The sequence below is a fragment of the Pseudoalteromonas amylolytica genome (genome assembly GCF_001854605.1).
Lineage (GTDB): Bacteria > Pseudomonadota > Gammaproteobacteria > Enterobacterales > Alteromonadaceae > Pseudoalteromonas > Pseudoalteromonas amylolytica.
On the sequence record NZ_MKJU01000006.1, the window covers coordinates 417,917 to 437,599 of the forward strand.

Annotated in this window: 15 protein-coding genes and 1 pseudogene; 6 read left to right on the plus strand and 10 right to left on the minus strand. The window is 43.2% G+C overall.

Annotated features, from left to right (window positions below; genetic code table 11):
- Positions 1-342 precede the first annotated feature (342 nt).
- The 4 genes and pseudogenes from BET10_RS03285 to BET10_RS22045 all read right to left on the minus strand — a co-directional run.
- Positions 343-873, minus strand: coding sequence for a hypothetical protein (locus BET10_RS03285; protein WP_070983386.1), 531 nt, complete (start codon positions 871-873; stop codon positions 343-345).
- Positions 874-1,982: 1,109 nt separating this feature from the next.
- On the minus strand, positions 1,983-3,926 hold the full coding sequence (locus tag BET10_RS03295; protein WP_070983388.1) for a M4 family metallopeptidase: 1,944 nt from the start codon (positions 3,924-3,926) through the stop codon (positions 1,983-1,985).
- 17 nt (positions 3,927-3,943) lie between these two features.
- Positions 3,944-5,551, minus strand: a complete 1,608-nt coding sequence (locus BET10_RS03300) for a S8 family serine peptidase (protein ID WP_240503629.1) — start codon at positions 5,549-5,551, stop codon at positions 3,944-3,946.
- A gap of 532 nt (positions 5,552-6,083) precedes the next feature.
- Positions 6,084-6,215, minus strand: a pseudogene (locus tag BET10_RS22045) (hypothetical protein); the annotation flags it as partial.
- Positions 6,216-6,369: 154 nt separating this feature from the next.
- On the opposite strand from BET10_RS22045, the gene BET10_RS03305 reads away from it, so the two are divergent.
- From BET10_RS03305 to BET10_RS03315, 4 genes are all read left to right on the plus strand, one after another.
- Positions 6,370-6,564, plus strand: coding sequence for a hypothetical protein (locus BET10_RS03305; RefSeq protein WP_070983389.1), 195 nt, complete (start codon positions 6,370-6,372; stop codon positions 6,562-6,564).
- A 33-nt stretch (positions 6,565-6,597) separates the two neighbouring features.
- Positions 6,598-6,756 (plus strand): hypothetical protein, encoded by a 159-nt coding sequence (locus tag BET10_RS21405; protein ID WP_170829100.1) that lies wholly within the window; start codon positions 6,598-6,600, stop codon positions 6,754-6,756.
- 348 nt (positions 6,757-7,104) lie between these two features.
- Positions 7,105-7,464: a hypothetical protein gene (locus BET10_RS03310; RefSeq protein WP_070983390.1), complete on the plus strand. Its 360-nt coding sequence runs from the start codon at positions 7,105-7,107 to the stop codon at positions 7,462-7,464.
- 64 nt (positions 7,465-7,528) lie between these two features.
- Positions 7,529-9,718 (plus strand): hypothetical protein, encoded by a 2,190-nt coding sequence (locus BET10_RS03315; RefSeq protein WP_070983391.1) that lies wholly within the window; start codon positions 7,529-7,531, stop codon positions 9,716-9,718.
- Between the two features lie 127 nt (positions 9,719-9,845).
- On the opposite strand, the gene BET10_RS03320 is transcribed toward BET10_RS03315, so the two are convergent.
- Entirely contained in the window at positions 9,846-11,987 is a 2,142-nt protein-coding gene (locus BET10_RS03320; protein WP_070983392.1) for a winged helix-turn-helix domain-containing protein, read from the minus strand.
- Between the two features lie 221 nt (positions 11,988-12,208).
- Here BET10_RS03320 and BET10_RS03325 point away from each other — a divergent pair, with 221 nt between their 5' ends.
- Complete coding sequence (locus tag BET10_RS03325; RefSeq protein ID WP_070983393.1) at positions 12,209-13,741, plus strand: MBL fold metallo-hydrolase; 1,533 nt, start codon at positions 12,209-12,211, stop codon at positions 13,739-13,741.
- A gap of 81 nt (positions 13,742-13,822) precedes the next feature.
- On the opposite strand, the gene BET10_RS03330 is transcribed toward BET10_RS03325, so the two are convergent.
- Complete coding sequence (locus BET10_RS03330; RefSeq protein ID WP_083330424.1) at positions 13,823-14,035, minus strand: hypothetical protein; 213 nt, start codon at positions 14,033-14,035, stop codon at positions 13,823-13,825.
- Positions 14,036-14,136: 101 nt separating this feature from the next.
- Between BET10_RS03330 and BET10_RS21410 the strand changes: the two genes are divergently transcribed.
- The gene (locus BET10_RS21410; protein WP_170829101.1) at positions 14,137-14,301 is read left to right on the plus strand and encodes a hypothetical protein; all 165 of its coding nucleotides are present in this window, start codon (positions 14,137-14,139) and stop codon (positions 14,299-14,301) included.
- A gap of 293 nt (positions 14,302-14,594) precedes the next feature.
- Here the strand turns inward: BET10_RS21410 and BET10_RS03335 are convergent, their stop codons facing one another.
- From BET10_RS03335 to BET10_RS03350, 4 genes are read right to left on the minus strand one after another with little or no spacing between them, the layout of a single operon-like run.
- A complete protein-coding gene (locus BET10_RS03335) occupies positions 14,595-14,813 on the minus strand; it encodes a DUF6500 family protein (RefSeq protein WP_070983395.1) in 219 nt (72 codons plus the stop codon).
- Positions 14,803-15,834 (minus strand): 2Fe-2S iron-sulfur cluster-binding protein, encoded by a 1,032-nt coding sequence (locus BET10_RS03340; RefSeq protein ID WP_070983396.1) that lies wholly within the window; start codon positions 15,832-15,834, stop codon positions 14,803-14,805. Before BET10_RS03340 ends, BET10_RS03335 begins: the two co-directional genes overlap by 11 nt.
- Positions 15,834-16,541 carry a hypothetical protein gene (locus BET10_RS03345; RefSeq protein WP_070983397.1) on the minus strand — a complete coding sequence of 236 codons (708 nt, stop codon included), beginning with the start codon at positions 16,539-16,541 and terminating at the stop codon, positions 15,834-15,836. Before BET10_RS03345 ends, BET10_RS03340 begins: the two co-directional genes overlap by 1 nt.
- On the minus strand, positions 16,522-19,680 hold the full coding sequence (locus BET10_RS03350) for an efflux RND transporter permease subunit (protein WP_070983398.1): 3,159 nt from the start codon (positions 19,678-19,680) through the stop codon (positions 16,522-16,524). The genes BET10_RS03345 and BET10_RS03350 overlap by 20 nt, the downstream gene beginning before the upstream one ends.
- Between the last annotated feature and the right edge of the window lie 3 nt (positions 19,681-19,683).

Sequence of the window (19,683 nt, forward strand, 5' to 3'; positions counted from 1 at the left end):
ATGATATTTAGCTTGTTAATCGATCTTACAGCTAAAAAACAGGGCTTAGACTTCACCTAACAGGTGGCTTTGAGCGAAAAGAAGACCATCGCTCTAACTCGTTTCTGGACAGAAATGAGATAGAGATAACTGGCGGCTCTATGAAGCGGACCTTCAAGGCGTGAATCTGAAACTCTGTTGGGTGGCGCCTTCGGCTTAACCAACCTACCTTTTGACGTAGGTCGGCATAAGGCGCGAAGCGCCGCCATCCGACAAAAATGATGAATTTACTTTGAAATAACTAGACTTACCGTGTTGTTCCTGTGACCTAAATTCAAATATTTCACTTAAAGCCAACGGTTTTTAGTCCTTGTTAATTTGTTTGTTAGGTAATTTCCCACGCGCCTCTTTTTCTATCGAATCGACTACTTTTGCTAGTTGCGAGTCTCGTGACGGTTCGTATGGAATCGATGCTGCCGCCAAGACTGCTACTTGATAATTCCCAGCACTGATAGCGAAGTTGGATACTTTTTCAAGCGCTGAGCCTCGACTTGTTTCATACGATATTTGCGAAGCTGCAGCCAGCATAAGCTCAGCTTTTGATGGGTCTTTGCTAACTTCATAAGGAATACTATATTGAACAGCCTCACTACGTTTAGAAGAAGAACCAATATTTTCTGTGATAGTTGTAAACGCCCAAATAAAAGCAGGCATTGCCAGCATAAAAGCAAATATACCAACAAAGTCTAGTAGTCTAGCAACAGCTTCTGAGACTGGACTAGGTTCTACTTTACCATCAGTTGAATTCTCAGCTGACTTAAAAGTTGCAGCCTTATATAAACCGACTAGCGCAGTAGCTAAAATGATTAACTGAGTTACTAATTCTGTGTTCATATTTTTGAATTGCCTAATGCTTCAATCAGCCGCCGCGTTTAGCGGTCGGCTGCATTGACTTGTTATATTTTTTATATCTGCTCCAGATTTCCCGTCGCATTCCTGCTTTCATTTGAACCTTTATTTTTCGCCCTACACTGGTGCATAAGTAAATCTCAGATGTAAATATCCTGAAAAATGCTTTCATGGTATTGGCTGGAAATAGAAATCGTTCTGGCGAATCAAGTTTTTCAATGAAGTCTGAGGCGAAGTTTATTCTAGCTGTATCTCCGTCAGACAATCTCATTGGCAACTTCGAGCAAAGCCTAGTGACTCTTTCATCGAGATACGGCTGTATGACAGTGCGTTGTCTTCTTAGAAAAGGCGCATGCTTCCAGTGCCATTCAAAATTTGTAACTTGGACTTCGCGAGTACCTACATTCACTAAATCCAGCACATATGCATACGTGTCTAATCTCATCGGGTCATAACTTGGAATTATACATCCACTGTAATTTGCCTTAAGTCGGATAAATTTATCAAGAACGGATAACCAAAGAGCCAACCCAGAAATTAGTATTGCTCCGAACGCTGACAGCCAAGGAGCAAAGCTGTTAAAGCACTGCCATGTATTACAAGCTTCCAAGTCTGGTCCTACCTATCAAAAAATATAACAACTTATTCTGTCCCACTTTGGTGGTTTATAACACACCAAAGCGGCTCTTATTACATACCTTCATAATTCCACTAATAATATCTACTGTGAACAGGCATATAACACAGCGGCAAATTCCAGTTTGTCACTTCAAAACGGCGAGTAATAATGTTATAGGACAAAAACAGGCACTTTGTATAAAAACTGCATAACTTTGCTTTCTACCTACGTCTGTTGTTCAGTCAAAACAGACCTTTAGAGCAATTAGGTTAACTCATTTAGGTGCAGAAACGAGTTACCCTTAAAGGTCCGCATCTGGCACTAATGCGACTGTCAGATTTGATTAAGCTCTAACAATCAAACCTGACAGGTAAAGCTAAGACTTATTTAGGTTACTTATTTAGGTTACTGTACTACAAGTAACCTGTTCGTGTTTTTTTGGGCAAGCTCTCTTCATTATCTACAAGCCCAACGGCTAGTTGCTTCCTAAACAAGGTTCAATGTAGCGCCAAACTTGGCCATTTCCTGAGTTTAGGTCAGGTTGATTGCCTTTAGTCCACCATCGTGCTTGATAAACTAAATTATTGTACTCAGCTTTATCTGGGTAACGATAAACTTGTGTTGGTTGCCAAGCGGCGACATGACATGTATCACTTTGCACGATAATAGTTTGCAAAGTATGATCGAGTACGTTCTTGCTATCAAACACCGTCAGGCGCACTTGATAGCTACCTGGTTGTTTATAAGTGTGTATGGGGTTAGCAAGCGTAGACAGTTCGCCATCACCAAAATCCCAATGATAACTGGCAATGCCGTTATCATCGTTTGAATGGTCATTAAAACTGACTTGTAACTGCTGTTTGTTATATAAAAACTGTGCAGTAGGCCCTGAATCATTATCTTGATTTGGGCAGTATCTATCGGTTTTCACGCCAGAGTCATAAACCCCTACCGATTCCATGGCAAAAACAACATCGTTTACACAGTAGTTAAGATCTAACGCTGCTTGATAAAGGCCTAGCCCTGCAGACTCAAACGTTGCATCGCTTGTCCAATAAAGTTGATTTGCAAGCGTAAATAGTTTGAATGCTTTTTGAATATTCCAATTTGGCTTAGTTGCAAGTACATAAAACGCCTTATTAAATATTCCGGAGCTAGTGTGTACACCTGTATTGGTCTTATATTGACTAGTGTGGCCCATTTTAGGGTTGTCCATATACCTAACAGCGCCTTCAGCTTTTAGAAGTTTATCGCCTATCTGCCAGTTAAACTGCTGGTGTATAAACTGGTTCACTGCAGCGGCGGTAATGTCTGAGTAGGCTTCGTTGAGCCCGCCAGACTGGCCGCTATAAATTAATTGTGAATGCTGCTCGGTAAAACCATGTGCTATTTCGTGAGCCACGACGCTCAAAGTGGCTGATGGGTAATTGCTCTGTGTGCCATCCCCCAAAGTAACAAACTCCCCATTCCAAAATGCTGAAGCTCTATTTTGTCCGTAATGCACGCGCATTTTTATTTGGTCTTTGAGTGCTGGCGTGTTAGCCCACTGAGTAAACATTCTATCCGTATACTGTGCAAATGCGTGCGCATCGTTTAAAGGTGAGAAAGCACCATTTACTTCCCTCGCTACATTCTCAGAGCACACAAATTCATGCAAATGCAGCTCGCTTGTTGTGTTACGCATGTCAAACGTTGAAACATTGGAACTGTCTAAATAGCAAAGGCCTTGCTCTTCTGTTGCATCAAACGGTGGCAATTCACGCTCAACTCCATAGTGATAGAGCCCTGTTTTACCATTTCCTCCAGGACCTCCCGCTTTTATCGACTTAGACACATGTGTTAACCCATCCCATTGGCGCAAAAGCAGTCCATTGTGGGCATCGATAATAAAATGTGGTCGAATAGGTTTATCCACATCGCTGTAAAAAGATACCAGCCAGACTAAATGTGCTTTGTCTTCAGTATCTAACCAAATATAGAGCTGTTGTGATGGATTTTGAAGCTCTCCAATACGCAATTTGGTATGTTCTAACGCCATTTTAACCGCAAACTCTGCTGTTATTTTTGGCACTATAGATGCGATATCATCGTTAATTTCCGTTATCACGTCACCAAATAAACCCAAGCTACCACTTGGGCTTTTGCTCATGACGAATGACTCACCTAATAGAGGAATACCTTGGTAATACTGTTGCATGCGCATTTTTTTAACACCTGATAGCACTGGCACTTCGACTAAAGCTTTTGATTCACGCAACAACGAGTGAATTGTCAATTCTTTCACTATCTGAGCCGATTTCGCCTGCGACACCGAAGGAATAAGTGCATTGGCGTTGATTCTTTCTGCGGCAAAACTCATCGATGTGCATAGCGACGTTAACAGGGCTAAAGATTTGAATATCATCGTGCTTTTTTTCATTCGATTATCCTTAAAAATCACAAGCTATTAGTTGTAGAAGCGTCACAGGGGCCATCAAAGCGCCAGACATGAGTAAATACATCTGGCGTTGCGCCCATTCCCCAATGGATTGCGGTGTACTTTTTGTCTAGGTACTTCACCTTGTCTCCAATACGGTAATGTTTATCTTGCTGCCATTGAGGTCGGTCGTCGCATATTGGAGCAATACCGTCATCAACATTTACCGATTTAATCTTTAATGCGCGATGGCCTTCACTATCAGTAACCACTAAGCGAACCATATATGTGCCTTCCTTTTCATAAATATGAATAGGGTTCTGTTGTGAGCTGTGGCTGCCATCACCAAAAGCCCAGTGATGGCTAACAATGGCATCGTTATCTGTTGACTCATCTGAAAAGGTGAGTTCAAGTAAATTACTGCTATAGCTAAAATCGGCAAGTGGTAAGCCTACTGGTTGTTCGCATGTTTGCTGAGCTAGATAGTGTTTTGCTGCAAGTACTTGGATAACACCAAAACCATATTCATTATCGCGACCAACTGGCCCTTTATCTAATGCTGTAACTTGCAGGGCTTCACGGATCTGTTGATTGGTGCAATCAGGATAGTATCCCCATAGAAGCGCCGCAGCCCCAGAGACATGAGGGGTTGCCATTGACGTGCCACTCATCTCCCCATAGCGACCATTTTTTGTTGTAGAATTGACTTTAACCCCAGGCGCTGCGACTTCAACTTGATCATTGTAGGTAGAAAAACTCGCTTTCACCCCTTGCTCATCAACCGCGGCCACAGAAACCACATCACCATAAGAGGCTGGGTAATGATGATTTGAAAAGCCGCTATTACCTGCCGCTGCAATATGCAAAACACCTTGTTGGTATGTGGTATTAAACGCTTCTCGCTCTAGTTCCGAAGGCTTATTACCACCAAGGCTCATGTTGATGATGTTTGCTCCAGCAGCAGCACATTGGTAAACCGCTTCGGCAATCGTAGAGCCATAAGTCCAGCTGCCTTGTGAATCAAATACTTTTACAATATGAAGTCCCAACTCTGCTGAGGGATTAACACCAACAACTCCTATGTCGTTTCCTCCAATAGCCGCAATTGTTCCCGCTACATGTGTGCCATGACCGTGACCGTCTTCAAACCAATTACCCGTGTCAAACTCTCCATAGCCATCATCTCCTGAAATATTGGCATGAGGTAGATCTGGATGTCCCAAGGTATAACCCGTATCCATAATACATACCTTGCGGTTAGCTGCGCCCACGTCGGGCAATTGATCCGCTTGAATGAGACTTATCCCATATGGAATAGATTCTGATTGAAGGTAACGTTTTGGGTCGGCTTCAATAAATTTAATGTGGGGGTTTTCTTTTAATACTTTAAGTTCAGACGACTTTAAATAGGCAACAAGGGCATCTTGTAGTGGTAGTTTTTTTGTCACTGATACCCCTGTTTGTTTGGCAAAACGGCTCAATATAGTCGCTTTCGCTTCTAGGGTATTGTTATGAAAATACTGCTTTTTACTTAACTCGCTAGAAACATAGCTTGAGTTAAGCTTAATAATAAATCGCTCATTATCTTGATCAATGATTTTTGCATTGATAGCAGTGCAGCTGAGCATAGAGATTGCACATATAGATATGCTTACACACTTGTTTTTTATAGAGTATGGCTTGTTCATAAATTCCTCATTAGATGTAGATGGTAAATAAATATCTTCCAAATATTTACAGCTCAAAAGACATCGCTGTCATTTTTGGGTGGCTAAACATTCTATAACCATCAATTAAACTCGATGGTAAACAAATAATTAACATTACTAATAGAAAGGTTCAACAAGGGAGGAGAGCGTTTAAATACTGTAGGTAAAAATATTACTGTTTTATTTTGTTGATTTTTATGGTTTATTTTCTTTGTGGTATACTTTTTATCTTTAGTCGACGCTGAAATTGTTATACAAGTCGCCGTATTAGCCCTACCGCCAAATGTTCACATTTTATTTGTGTTAGTTTGTGTGTCGGAGAAACGAAAGTATGGATACAGGGTACCCTACTTAGCTTATGCACGCGATATAGAGTTTGCTATACAGAAGGGGGAAATGTATCAAAGTAAATTTGCTTAACGTAATACTTAAGTGTTAATCGATAGAATGATTATGTGAAATTAAAACTCCCTACGAGTAAGACCCACCTAATACCTCTTAGGCCAAATAACCCTACAACAGTTAACAAAAATACAAAAAGCAATTCCAATATTCCAAAACCTCCACCAGACAAATACGCGGCGCCTGATCCTGTTGGCTATAACTCGACAGATGTTTTCAGGGAAAGTTTTAGAAAGATCTCTAAGTTTACCTCATTATTTTATAGGAAGTAACGCGCGGGTGATCTGCGCATTTATCGCAGCCTAGAAGACATCAAACAGCATGAAGCCACTTGTGTGGCACAACAAAAAGTTGCGGATACTGAGTTATTTGCCAGCGCTGGTATTGCAGACCATGAAACCTCAAGCCAAGAACAAGCCATCAAGCTACTTTTACATCCCAAAAGTCGATTTGACTGCAATATGATTGCACTGATGAACACCCAACAAGCCATGCAAGAAGCGGGTTATTCGTTAATGCGCTCGAAATGATGTCGTTTCAATTGCCCAGCACATGCCGTGTATATGGCTTTTTCAAAAGATACGCCCGACAGTGTGGTAGCTAATTGGCAAAAAGCGCTGGATACGCTTGACAGTTCAGGGCAAAGGTTGGCCATTATTCAACAGTATGTGCCTGCTTATACGGCCGCATTAGAGCAGCGGCTAAAGGCGTCAGTAAAATGATTAAATATCTAATTTTAAAACTTATTTTAATTCTGTTAGCTTTGCTCAATACCCATAAACTGCGACAGCAATCAGTGTTTATCTGTTTCGAACACACAAGGCAATGACTGTAGATAATGCGGATTATCGGAATAAAGTAATTCCTCCCATATTTTGGCTTTTCTACAGTTTTGTTCTCTTTATGTTAACAGACTCTGAACTTTGCGGTATGTCACCGTAATGTCATGTAATTGATTCTCATTCTTTCCAACAGTACCTTTTAGCTTTAGTAGCAAGTGATTAGGCATTTTACTCGTTACGCGTGGCAAATTTTAAATGTACCATTGAAGTGAATAGGAGTTCAGGAATATGAGTAGAGACGTTACTTTAACTGTTGAAAACAATACAGGCATAGCACTTATCTATGTAAAGAAACACGATACACACGGCAAATTTACTAAAAACCCACCAAAGAGAATAGAAGCAACTGGTTCATGGAAGTGCAGCAGTAGGAGTGGTGGTGCTTACGGGCCACAGGGCTATGTGCTTTACCAATTCGAAGGGCAGGATACGACGGTTAAATTTGAGTTTGATCATCCAATCGCTGCGACCAAAAGTAAATACGGCATTGTGCTTAAACCTTCAGACGCCGATTTTGAATGTGAAGAAAAGCACTCTGGTGGACACACGCAAAAAGTGTTTTACAAACTCTATAACAAAAGTGAGTAGAGCGCGGCTTTAACACGCATCTATTCGTTTTAACTACAAATACTTAATGTAAGGAATAAGCAATATGTACCCATTATATGGCGTTACCCTTGGCACTAAAGTCTATCCATTTGGCACAGTACCTACAGAAGGCTCAGATAAAGCCTCCGTTTTAAATATAAATGTGAGCAAGATGGTGAAGCAAGAAAAAGCCCACATGTACATGTCAGGACAAAGCAGCTACGTATATAAAGATCGAATCAATGAAGGGTCATTTGGTGTATCGGGGTCCTACGGTGTTTCAGGGATCAGCCAATTCAAATCATCTTTAGCGGCGTATGCGGGTAATGCGGTTGCACGGTCAAGTAAATCAATCTCAGTCGATTACTCTGCAATATCTGTTGTTGGCGTACAATATATTGATTTTGAAAACCTCAACGTGGGAAGCTTTTTAGAGAGTTTAAAAAGCTCGCCTAAAGATTTATGTATCGACGTACTTGACGCGTATAACAACGTCATTAAAGCGGCTGGCAATTTGGATGTCGATATATTAAGTGCTTTGAAGGATCCTGATGATTACAAAGATTTTATTGAGCTAGTTAATATTTGGATAGAGCGAAGTAACACGTTTTGTCAGAAGCATGGCGATGGCATAGTGGTAGAAGTGACTTGGGGAGCGATCAGTTGTGTACAAATGACTATGACCGCCAAAGAGAAAGCTAACTCATGGCAATATGGTGGCGAGGCAAACTTTTCTTACGCGAACCCTGTAGCATCTATCAATGTTAAAACCACCTATGCGGGTAGTAACTCTAGCAATGATGCAAAAGTGAATGTGGAGTGGCAATCTTTCTGGATTGGTTCAAAGTTAGAACATCAAACAAACGATTGGGTTGGGAAACTGGCTGGTAAGAGCTACCAAGCGCTCGCGGAAGTTGACGTGGTGACTAAAGCGCCGAGCATGACGATAAAAGATACGCCAAAAATCCCTGATTTTGTAGAGCCTCCCGTCAGTAGTAATTTAATCGATAAAATTGACAAAATAAAAGACTTAGAAGGACTTGAAGCACTTGCGAAAGCACAAGCCTATGAGCAAGCCAAAGCAAAAGACAAAACGCTTACGTTGACTGAATTTCTCAATCAAACAGACGAACCTTCAAACACATCTGGTATATCGAAAACAATTGACGATATTAAAAATAACAATGTCAACACACTAGCATCAGAAGGAAAAATCGAAAGCAAGCGTGATGGTGAGCATCACTCGTTACAAGTGCTCTCTTGTTCAGCAAGTGGTTCAAGTGCGACTGCTGATAGTGTGGGTACAAGTGATTTTTTAAATATTGAAGGGTGTGTACCTCTGGGCGTGCAGATAGCGAATTGGGCGGATCTTTTTCCTTGGTTGGCACGTGGATTTTATAACAATGTTGAAGACTTTAAGGAAATTGAGTCGTTGCAATTACGGGTTATGGTGCAAGATCTTCTAACACTAAGTAAAATTTATTATATTGCCGATAACTGTGGGATCACCGAAATAGCGAGAAAAGATACCTCGAAACCTAGCACTAAAAGTAGTCAGTTGGCAGATGCCTTTGCAAATGGTGCTGCGAAGTTACAACAACCAAACGCTGACAGGCAAAAGGTATATAAGGAACTTGGGAAGGATGCTGGCGCGATTTATTCATTGTGGAATGAAGTGGGGTTCTTACGAAATTGTGAGCTGGGATTAGGCCTCATCAAAGGAGATAAATCAGTATCTGAAAAACTCAGTGGAACAAGTGAACGTCAATCTTATTCATTAGAGTCTTGCCTATTTGACTTCGAATCTGCCAATTATCATGCATTTAGTGATTATTATAGTTTATTGCCGCTTATTACCCCTGATCAAGATATTTGGATCTTTGGTCCTGAACAGGGTGGGCTAAGCTCTATTTATGATAATGAGGTTGTTTTTTCAAAGCCAAATAAAAAAATTAAGTACCTATCGTTTGTCTGCGATAAAACCCGTAAGGTGTTGAGTGCGCAAGACGGCAAAGTGACCTGCTATCCAATACCTTTTTCGGCAGCCGAAGGTGATATTGAGTGGAAAGGCATGTCTGTAAGTAGCAATGTGTCATCACAACAAGGACTATTACAAAATCTAACTGAGTTGCAAAAAAGATTAAACCTTTTTAACGCATGGTCGTTCAGTAGTAGCAATTGGCCTACAGATTGGACACCAAAAAAGGCATATAATCAAAAAGATATAACTAAGCACTACATTGGGCTTATTTAAAAATAGGCACTATCATCTAGTCGCTAAATCGGGCAACTAAAACACTGACAACGAGCAATTCAACATTGCTGCTTGTCAGTGTTTCAGTTCATTTTACCTTACTTCTAATGGTTCAATGCTGTACTGTTTAATTCAATATCACCACCTCCTGATCTATACCAATAAACTGCTCAAGCAGGAGTTGTTCATTATGTAAGTCGGTCACTTTCCAAGCCGTGGGCTTAAGGGTTTTTAAGGTGCGAATAAATTGCCCGTCTAAGTTGTATTGGTTTAGGTCAAAGGTTTGCTTATCCACACTATAAATAAAACCGTTTTTCACCAATAGCGCTTTACCATTTAGTTGCGTAAGCGCCCTAGCTGGCACTAAGTTGGGCTCCAGCGCCCGGCTAAATATCTCGCCTTGTGCGGTACTATAAATGAGTTGCTTATGACTAACCCAGGCATTTTCAACGCCACCGATGTTGTAGGGTGTAAGCGTATTTGTGTTGATGTTTAACTGATACAAGTGTTTGACTAGCTTGTGTTTGATAAGCACCAGCAGTGTGCTGCTATCACGCCAGTTTAATACTGAGAATAGTGGTTGGTGGGTACTTACAAATTTACTTTCTTCTTTTAAATCAGTGCTTTTTAAATCTGGAATTTTTAAATCGTTACCTTTTATATTTGTGAGCGCCAGTTTACCGTTTTCCACCCATGCGATAGTGTGACTATCCGCCGACCAAGCAAAATTGTGAATTTTGCTGTTATTTTCGCGATGGGTTAATTGCACCGCATTACCCGAGTCGAGCCATAACCATATTTCATCTTGCCCCGTTTGGTCGCTAATAAAAGCGATGCTTTGCCCGTTAGGCGCAAAGCGAGCCATGCGCTCTTGGGCTTGAGTGCGAGCCAAGCTTGGGTAAGGAGTGACAACGGTGTTTAGGTCAAGCTCGGTTTGTTGGGCTGTATCTGCATGCAAATAGATGCGTGCAATGTCAATGTCTTTACTACCCTGAACCGCGAGTAAAGTGCTGTTAGTTGGGTGTGGGCTCACAGAAATTAAACTTGAGCTGGGTGTGTTTACCTCGCTTACTTGGCCATCAAGTTCAATTTTGTAAAGATACTGATTGTACACAGCAAGTAAGTACTCACCTTGAGTTGAAAACTTAGCTGTAAAAAACTGGTTTGTATCAAATTCTAACTCGGTTGTTAGCTTTGCTTGTTGCAGCAGCTGGCCAAATTTATCGAGTAAAATAAGCTGATGATGGTTGTTTCCATCGTACGCAAACAGCGCAAATTTTTTGTGGATAGGGTGATAGTCAAAATGATAAACCGACGAGTTTTCATCACTAAACAAAGGTGTAATTTGCTTAGTCAAATCGTTGTAATGGATCAAGGTATAGTCAGTACCATCAGATTGTAAAAAGGCATATTGATGGTTAGAGAGTGCTTTGGGGTTTTTTATCTGCGTTGCTTGGCATTGATAGCGAATACTTGGCGCTTGTGACTGAGTGAGTGCTTGCGCAAAATCTAACGTCGCTAAGGTCCAACAAGTATTTTTTTGTAAGTGGCTAGAGGCTGTTTGTTCACATGTATCGTTTGCAGTAAATACCAGCTCTCTGCCATCGACAGTAAAGCTTGGCGCACCAAATTGGCCTGCACTCGCTGTCAGTTTTACTTCTTTGCCAGTGCTGAGTTCTTTGGACCAAATATGACTGTTACAACTTCCTGCATAACGGTTGAACACAATATACTGCGCGTTTGGACTATAAATGGCGTGAGACTCGTGGGCATCGGTATGCGTCAGTTCCGTGATGTGTGTGTAATGCGAATTCGGCGTTTCTGTCCAAAATAGAGTAATAATTAACAGTAGGATAGCGATAAAAGCCGTTGCAAACACAGCGGGGGTTAGGCCAAGTAAGCGCTGACGTTTTACGCTATGTGGTGTGCTTTGCGCACTCGGTGGACTTTGCCAAGTGACCTCACACAGCAACCGATAACCAATTTTGGGATGAGTGGCTATCACCGCTGGAGATTTAGCATCGTCCCCAAGCTCTTTGCGCAAAATGGCAATACATCGCTGTAAGGCGTTGGGCACCACCTCAGCTCCTTGCCAAACTTGTGCCATTAAGGTTTGATGCGTGACGACTTCATTGGGGTGCTGCGCTAATACATATAATACCTTGAGTACCTTAGGCTCCATTTTAGTCTGCCGCTCACCCTGCTCAATGACTGAACGTGATAGGTCAATTTTATAATCGCGAATAGAAAAAATGGGCTGCTGTGTCATGGTGGTCACTCAATACTCTCTGGCCACAGTGTATGGGCTATTGAATTTACTGTCTAGGCTCAAATGGCTTATTAGAATAACAAGGGAAGTTTAAATAAGCTTATAAAACAAATGATTAGTTTTCATCAGCTATTAATCAGCTATTTATAAGCATGCCTTTGTGGTGGTGTGACCATGCTTTTTGTTCACTGCGGGTGAATTATAAAAACAAAGGCAATTATATGAAGGTGACAAATAACATTAAGGTGTGGTGTTGGGCGGCGACCATTTTGCTATCCACCGTATGCACAACATTGCGCGCGGGTGATAAAGCCGCACAAGTGATTAATCATGCCGTGAATGCTTACGGTGGCGAAAAACTCATCCAGCTTAAAAGCATTACATTACATGACGAGCAGCTACACTTTTCACAGTGGCAAAGCGGTCATGCGCTTCAGGGGGAGATGGTCAGTTACCTGAGCGAGCAACGACTAGAATTGGCAATTGATTTTGCCAACCAGCGCAAAGTGTTTAAGCGTGCAACGATGCGATTAGTGGGGGGCCATGGCTCGGACAGTCCCACCGTGATGCACAGGCTTTATGTTGATGGCAAAGGCTACGGGGTTGATCACGCTTTAGAGCAATATAATCCTACTAAGCGAGTCAATTTTGATAATGCTGATATAGGACAAAGTAAGTGGTTAGATACGCTGATAGTTAAAAGCCTATTCGATCATAAAGCGGCGAGTAAATGGACGGATATCGCATACATTCAGGGGCAAGCTCATGATGTGTTGACTGTTCACTCTGGTACACAGCAAGAGTACACACTCTATATCAACCAAAATACCGGCTATTTAACGCGGCTACTGAAAGCCCAGCAGGGCCAGCTTGTGAGTGTGGATTTTTTAAACCATAAGCAAAGCGCAGGGTTAACTTGGGCGCAGCGGATTTTTGCTGGCACTGAACAAGGGCCGCTGCTTCATAGCAATGCAAGGCGGGTGACCTTTAATTCAGTACGCAATCACCAATTTGAGTTACCTAGCAACTACCGATTACGTCCAAGTGACACGCCCATTGACGTATCAAAGCAGAGCATAAGAAAACTTGCTCCGGGCGTGTATTATGTAGGTAAAGAGTGGTCATACACCTTGTTTATTGATGTTGGCGACTACTTTATCAGTGCAGGGGCTTGGCAGATGGATGAGCACAGCCAAGATTGGCAAAACAACGTGGCACTGCTTAGAGAAACAACCAAAATTGACAAACCTATCAAGCAGCATATCGTCACACATCATCACACAGATCATTTAATGGGACTAAAAGACGTGCTTGAACACGGGGCTGCATTGGTTGTTTATGCCAACGATGTCGTTGCGCTGCAAAGCTATTTAAAAATGCCACTCACCGCAGAGCAGTTAATTAAAGTCAGCAAGCAAGGCACATTGGCGGGTGGCAAAGTACAGCTGTTTGATGTACCAAATAGTCATGCCAATCACAACTTAGTGGTTTACCTTCCTGAGCAGAAAATATTGTTTAGTGAAGATATGTTCGGCAGTAGCATGCAAGTTGGCTTTGATTCCCCAAGTCGCTGGCCCGATATAGATGCCTACCACCGTCTTGCAATATTGATGAATAAAGTCGATGCGCTTGGTATTGAGGTTGAGCAGTTTGTGTCTTCGCATCATGCCAGAGTGCTCTTTGCAAGTGAGATAAAACAAGCGCAGTCAGTCCCATTAGTTAGCAAGCAAACGCTGCTAGAGCGGGTGTTTTAAAGTAGCGAGCGACACTTGGCGAACATTATAACAATGTTGGATGGCGTTGCTGCGCGCCTTATTCAACCTACTCACTAGCGCTTACTGTTTGTTTGGCCCATCACCATCAGCTGCTTTTTTCTTAGGTTGCTCTTGCTTGGCTTTCTCAACATTTTTAAACACCGGGGGAGGAATAGGAAAGAGCGAAATTAACGGTAAAAAAGCTAACAAAATAAAGGCGCCTTTGGGCATCTTTTTGCCCCATTTTACCATGGCGAACATCGTTTTTATCACTAAGCAGGCAGCGACAATCATTAGTAAACATTGAGCAAGCGTGCTCCATAGTGTGATGGATGAAAGCATGTCCATAAGTACTCTCTTGATTGTTGCTAAAATAGTGAAGTGAGGACGCGCAGTTGAAATTACAATCAACAATTAATATAAAATGTTTACAAATTAGGTCTGTAGTATTTAAAGATATTCAGGTGTTAGATATTTCCGATGAATATCGCTACATGAACGATGAGTTGCTAGATATGCTCAAGCACTCTGTTGGCAGCTGCCTACCACTGCAAAATTGAATTTAAGCGATTCAAAGTAGAGGGTAATAGTTGCGGCTACCGGGTGGCGACCATCGCGTGTCGCCATCCTATATAGAGCGTTTCATAAACACACTTTGTTCGCGAAATGTCTCCTCAAAGTTGGATGGCGCCGCTTCGCGGCTTATCCAACCTACGAGCTAGACCCAGAAGTAGAGCCTGAGGATATTAATAATACCAACAGCAAAGCGAGCAGCTTAGATAAGCCGCACGTTTTGTATTATTACCTAGATGGTTGGAAGTATTGGCGCTAATAAGGCAGTAAAAAGCTGGTTTTATTGGCCCTCATTTACCAGCTTTTTTATTTTAATGGCCTTTTCAAAATGGTCCAGCTGGTGGGTTTGTATCCACCAAGTGGCGGCTTCCATCAGCAGTTCAGGGGCATCGTTTTTATTAGCAAAAAACGCATAAAACGATAGGCCGACATTGTCTCCTTTGACGGCCATTTTTTTATCGCATACTTCAATTATTTTGGTGCGCAGGCTAGCTCGCATTTTTGTTTGTCCTTTTGAGTGTACGTACAGTGATGTGCTGTATATCACAGGCATTGTGTTGGCAGGCAAGACGAAACCCTTGTTCAAGCTTACTTTGAGATAACCGTGTTTGGTCGGCTTGCGTGACTTTTACGGGCTGGTTTGTTTGTATTCTACACATGCCGCAGGTGCCACCGCCGCCACAGTTTGATGGGAGCATTATGCCTTGTTGCGCTAAGCTATCAAACAGTGTGCTGTGTTTATCAAGTGCGAGTACATGGGTGTGTTGCGTGTTACTAACATGCACCGTGACATTTTGAGTTTTGTGTTGGTGTGTAAAGCTCAATTGACCCGCTCGATAGCGCTCACTCAGCCAAGCTAACCCTGTAATAGTTAAAGCCAAAGTGAGCAGAGCAAAGGTGATGGTCAACCAATGATTGAACCCCCCTGTGCCGAGATAATCCATAAAATGCAGTTTAAACATTAAATCACGTACTCTTCGCTCGTCATTAATATGCGCAACGACAGCGCCAGATGTAGGCTCTATGTATACATGGGTATGCAATTCATCTTGCAGTTTAACCTGCCACAGTGGATTTTTTTGTTTTGGTAATTCATCCATAGGCGGCGCGAGTAAATCGGCGCTAATAATATTAACAGGCCCGTTATAAGACTTTAAGGCGATGGTGCGAGCCAAGGACTCATTGAGCGTAAATGGTGCCCCCGTGCTGGCATCGAACAACTTAATATTGTGTGCTTGGTAGCTATGTGCGCCGCGCTCAATCGTCACTTGGTAATATGGCTTACCAAACAGCCACAATAAGCCAATGTGTTTGGCATTTTGGACCGCCAGTTGTGTGACTGGTATGAGGCGCTCGGGAGCAATAATTCCCTGATGGTTAATGCTCTGTAAGTTGCTATTGCCTGACGCTTTTCTATGGTCCATCAAGTTAAAATACAGGCCTGTGACAAGCCAAATAAGGAGCTGTATGCCGACCAGCAGCGATAGCCATTTGTGTAGTGATTTGTTCCATTGTGGCATTAGCTTGCTCCTTGGCTTGTTTTAAAAACACGCTGGTAAGTTAAAAGCAAACCTAAGGTGGCTGCCAGCGAACCAAGCAATGCAATCATCAGTAGCAGCCAGTTTGCGACGTTTTCACCATCGTCATAATCCATAATATGAAAGCGCCACATCCAATCAAATAATCGCCAAAAGTGGTGGCGTGTTGTCACTAACTCCCCACTGTATTGGTTGATATAAAAAGTATCGGCAAATGGATTTGAGAAGGTCACTTGCCAAACGGGCAAGTGACGAGCAGAAAGCTCACTGGGGACTTGCTCTGGCTTACTCAACAACTGTATGGATTGAATATCATGCGTACCGGTATAGCGATGTTTAGCAATTCGTTTTGCCATATTTTCATCGATGTTGCCTAGCGGCTCTCCCGTACTTGCATCCAATATGAGTTTGCCCGATTGGCTCTCGTCAATGCGATAAACTTGCTTGTCTAACAATCTACCCAATTGAATATTTTGCGCCTGAGGATACTCACTGAGCAAATCGCTCAGTGAGTAGGTGACCTTATCAAGCTCAAGCGTGTTTAAGGGCTGCTGCTTTAGTGGCTCGCCGTGAATAAAATGAATATCCATGCTGACCATATACAGCCCAGTGATAGACCACACTAAAAACTGTATACCGATAAAGGTCATCAGCCATTTGTGCGCCTTTCTAAGCTTGGTTGTTATCATGACTAATCCCTTTGTTAAATTGGCTCACCGCTTGGGCTTTAACCAAACTATAGATAGCAGGAAGTACTATCAGGGTTAACAATACGGCGCTGCTCATGCCGCCAACCATAGGTGCGGCAATTCGGCTCATCACCTCAGAGCCTGTACCTGTGCCGTACAAAATAGGGAGCAGGCCGATAATGATGGTCGCAACCGTCATCATCACAGGACGAACCCGTAAGCCCGCACCGTGAAGCAGTGCCTCGCGGTACATTTCAGCGCTGATTGGCTTGCCTGTTTGCTGGGCGTTTTCTTTGAGCTCATTGAGTGCTTGGTTTAAATATACCAGCATGATCACGCCAATTTCTACGGCCACCCCAGCCAGCGCAATAAAGCCGACGCCAACCGCCACCGAGAAGTTAAATCCTTCTAGATACATCAGCCACAAGCCACCGTTCATCGCCATTGGTAAGGTGACGATGATAATTGCCACTTCACGAAATGCCCTGAAATTGAGGTAAAGTAAAATCACGATGATGGCCAAAGTCAGTGGCAGTACATAACTAAGCTTGGCTTTTGCACGCTCCATATATTCGTACTGCCCAGCCCAAGTGATTGAGTAACCTACGGGTAAATCAAGGTTGTCTGCCAAATACTGTTTGGCGTTTGCCACATAGCTGCCAACATCCACGCCATCAATGTCAATAAATGTCCAGCCATTGATGCGGGCGTTTTCGCTTTTAATGCCTGGCGGGCCATTTTCAATGTAAACGTGTGCTACATCGCCTAGGGCAATACGCTCTCCTGATGGAGTAACCACAGGCAAACGAGCCAGCTGCTCTGGTGAGTCGCGATAATCTTGTGGGTAACGCAGATTAACAGGGTAGCGCTCTTGGCCCTCAACGGTTTGAGTGACGTTCATTCCCCCAATTGCGGTGGCCACAACTTGCTGAACATCGGCGATATTCAAGCCAAAACGGCTGGCTTTTTGGCGTGAAATATCCACCTTAATGTATCGACCGCCAGCCACGCGCTCAGAGTAGACCGACGCGGTGCCTTCAACATTGGGCAGTAGGCGTTCAATTTGCTGACCAATCTGTTGGATAACATCTAGATCAGCGCCTGCGACTTTAATCCCTACAGGGGTTTTAATGCCGGTTGCTAACATATCTATGCGAGTTTTTATTGGCATTACCCAAGCATTGGTTAGCCCCGGAAACTTCACCAGATTATCAAACTCGGCCTTGAGACTATCGGTAGTCACGCCTTCACGCCATTGTGACTTAGGTTTTAACTGAATGAAGGTTTCAATCATGGTTAAAGGCGCGGGGTCGGTTGCGGTCTCGGCGCGGCCTACTTTACCAAATACATTCTCCACCTCTGGCACGGTGCGAATGAGTTTGTCAGTTTGCTGCAGCAACTCACGCGCTTTACCAATAGAAATACCAGGATATGTGGTAGGCATATACATGAGGTCTCCCTCATCGAGCGGCGGGATAAACTCACTGCCTATCTTGTCGATGGGATAAAAGCCAACTGCGGTGATTGCGATGGCTAACATGATGGTTATTTTTGGAAACTTCATTACTTGTTTCAGCACAGGCATATACAGCGCTATAAGCATACGATTCAGAGGGTTCTTTTTCTCTGAGATCACTTTGCCGCGAATAAAGTAGCCCATTAAAACTGGCACTAAGGTAATGGCAAGTCCCGCTGAGGCAGCCATGGCATAGGTTTTGGTGTAAGCCAGAGGCGCGAACATACGGCCTTCTTGCGCTTCTAAAATAAACACCGGCAAGAATGATACCGTGATGATCAGCAAACTAAAGAACAGTGCAGGGCCTACCTCTGAGGCCGACTTGGCAACAATCTGCCAGCGATTGTCATCGGTAAGTGGCGTTTTTTCCATGTGCTTATGCATGTTTTCAATCATGACAATGGCACCATCGGTCATGGCTCCGATGGCAATCGCAATCCCGCCAAGCGACATGATATTGGCGTTAATGCCTTGCATGTACATGATGATAAACGATACCAAAATGCCCAGCGGTAAAGTGATCACCGCAACAATCGAAGAGCGTAAATGGAATAAAAACACCACACACACCAGCGCGACCACGGCCAACTCTTCAAGCAGCTTGCTCCATAGGTTATCTACCGCGTTTTCAATTAATCTGGAGCGGTCGTACACCGTAATGACTTCCACCCCTTCAGGCAGCGAGTTTTTCAAAGCGGCGAGTTTTTCTTTCACGCCATTGATAGTTTTCTGCGCATTCTCACCAAAGCGCATCACCACAACGCCACCGACTACTTCGCCTTCACCATTTAGCTCCGCAATGCCACGGCGCATTTGTGGACCAAGGTTAACCGTGGCCACATCGCCCACTCTAAGGGGCGTGCCTTGTTCATTGATCCCAAGGGGGATTTTTTCGATGTCGCTAACCGACTGAATATAGCCTGTTGCCGTGACCATGTATTCGGCCTCAGCCATTTCAACCACAGACGCGCCCGTTTCCTGATTACCTCGCTTGAGTGCTGTTTGAATATGGTTGAGCGGAATGTTGTAAGCACGCAATTTATCTGGGTCAACCTGCACTTGGTATTGTTTGATCATTCCACCTACAGCTGCCACCTCTGATACACCAGGAACGGTTTGCAGTTCGTATTTTAAGAACCAATCTTGAATACTTCTGAGCTGGCTTAAGTCGTGTTTTCCTGTTTTATCCGCCAATGCGTAGATATACACCCAGCCCACACCGGTGGCATCAGGACCAAGTTGCGGCTTGGCGCTCTCAGGGAGACTGGCGGATACTTGACTCAAGTACTCCAGCACGCGACTTCTTGCCCAGTATAAATCGGTGTCATCATCAAAAATGATATACACGTAGGAATCACCAAAAAATGAATATCCTCGCACGGTTTGCGCGCCAGGCACCGAAAGCATGGCTGTAGTCAACGGAAAAGTTACCTGATCTTGCACCACCTGCGGGGCTTGGCCTGGATAACTGGTTTTGATGATTACCTGTACATCGGATAAATCCGGAATAGCATCAACGGGGGTATTTTTTAGTGAAAACACCCCAGCAAACGCGATGATTAGCGTGCTCAGCAGCACAAAAAAGCGATTGCCGACAGACCATCGAATGATAGCTTCAATCATATT

What these genes read in the sequence shown, in the direction of transcription:
- BET10_RS03285 (WP_070983386.1), bottom strand. Translation starts at nt 873, where the DNA reads ATGAACACAGAATTAGTAACTCAGTTAATCATTTTAGCTACTGCGCTA.
- BET10_RS03295 (WP_070983388.1), bottom strand. Translation starts at nt 3,926, where the DNA reads ATGAAAAAAAGCACGATGATATTCAAATCTTTAGCCCTGTTAACGTCG.
- BET10_RS03300 (WP_240503629.1), bottom strand. Translation starts at nt 5,551, where the DNA reads ATGCTCAGCTGCACTGCTATCAATGCAAAAATCATTGATCAAGATAAT.
- BET10_RS21405 (WP_170829100.1), top strand. Translation starts at nt 6,598, where the DNA reads ATGGCTTTTTCAAAAGATACGCCCGACAGTGTGGTAGCTAATTGGCAA.
- BET10_RS03310 (WP_070983390.1), top strand. Translation starts at nt 7,105, where the DNA reads ATGAGTAGAGACGTTACTTTAACTGTTGAAAACAATACAGGCATAGCA.
- BET10_RS03315 (WP_070983391.1), top strand. Translation starts at nt 7,529, where the DNA reads ATGTACCCATTATATGGCGTTACCCTTGGCACTAAAGTCTATCCATTT.
- BET10_RS03320 (WP_070983392.1), bottom strand. Translation starts at nt 11,987, where the DNA reads ATGACACAGCAGCCCATTTTTTCTATTCGCGATTATAAAATTGACCTA.
- BET10_RS03325 (WP_070983393.1), top strand. Translation starts at nt 12,209, where the DNA reads ATGAAGGTGACAAATAACATTAAGGTGTGGTGTTGGGCGGCGACCATT.
- BET10_RS03330 (WP_083330424.1), bottom strand. Translation starts at nt 14,035, where the DNA reads ATGATTGTCGCTGCCTGCTTAGTGATAAAAACGATGTTCGCCATGGTA.
- BET10_RS03335 (WP_070983395.1), bottom strand. Translation starts at nt 14,813, where the DNA reads ATGCGAGCTAGCCTGCGCACCAAAATAATTGAAGTATGCGATAAAAAA.
- BET10_RS03340 (WP_070983396.1), bottom strand. Translation starts at nt 15,834, where the DNA reads ATGCCACAATGGAACAAATCACTACACAAATGGCTATCGCTGCTGGTC.
- BET10_RS03345 (WP_070983397.1), bottom strand. Translation starts at nt 16,541, where the DNA reads ATGATAACAACCAAGCTTAGAAAGGCGCACAAATGGCTGATGACCTTT.
- BET10_RS03350 (WP_070983398.1), bottom strand. Translation starts at nt 19,680, where the DNA reads ATGATTGAAGCTATCATTCGATGGTCTGTCGGCAATCGCTTTTTTGTG.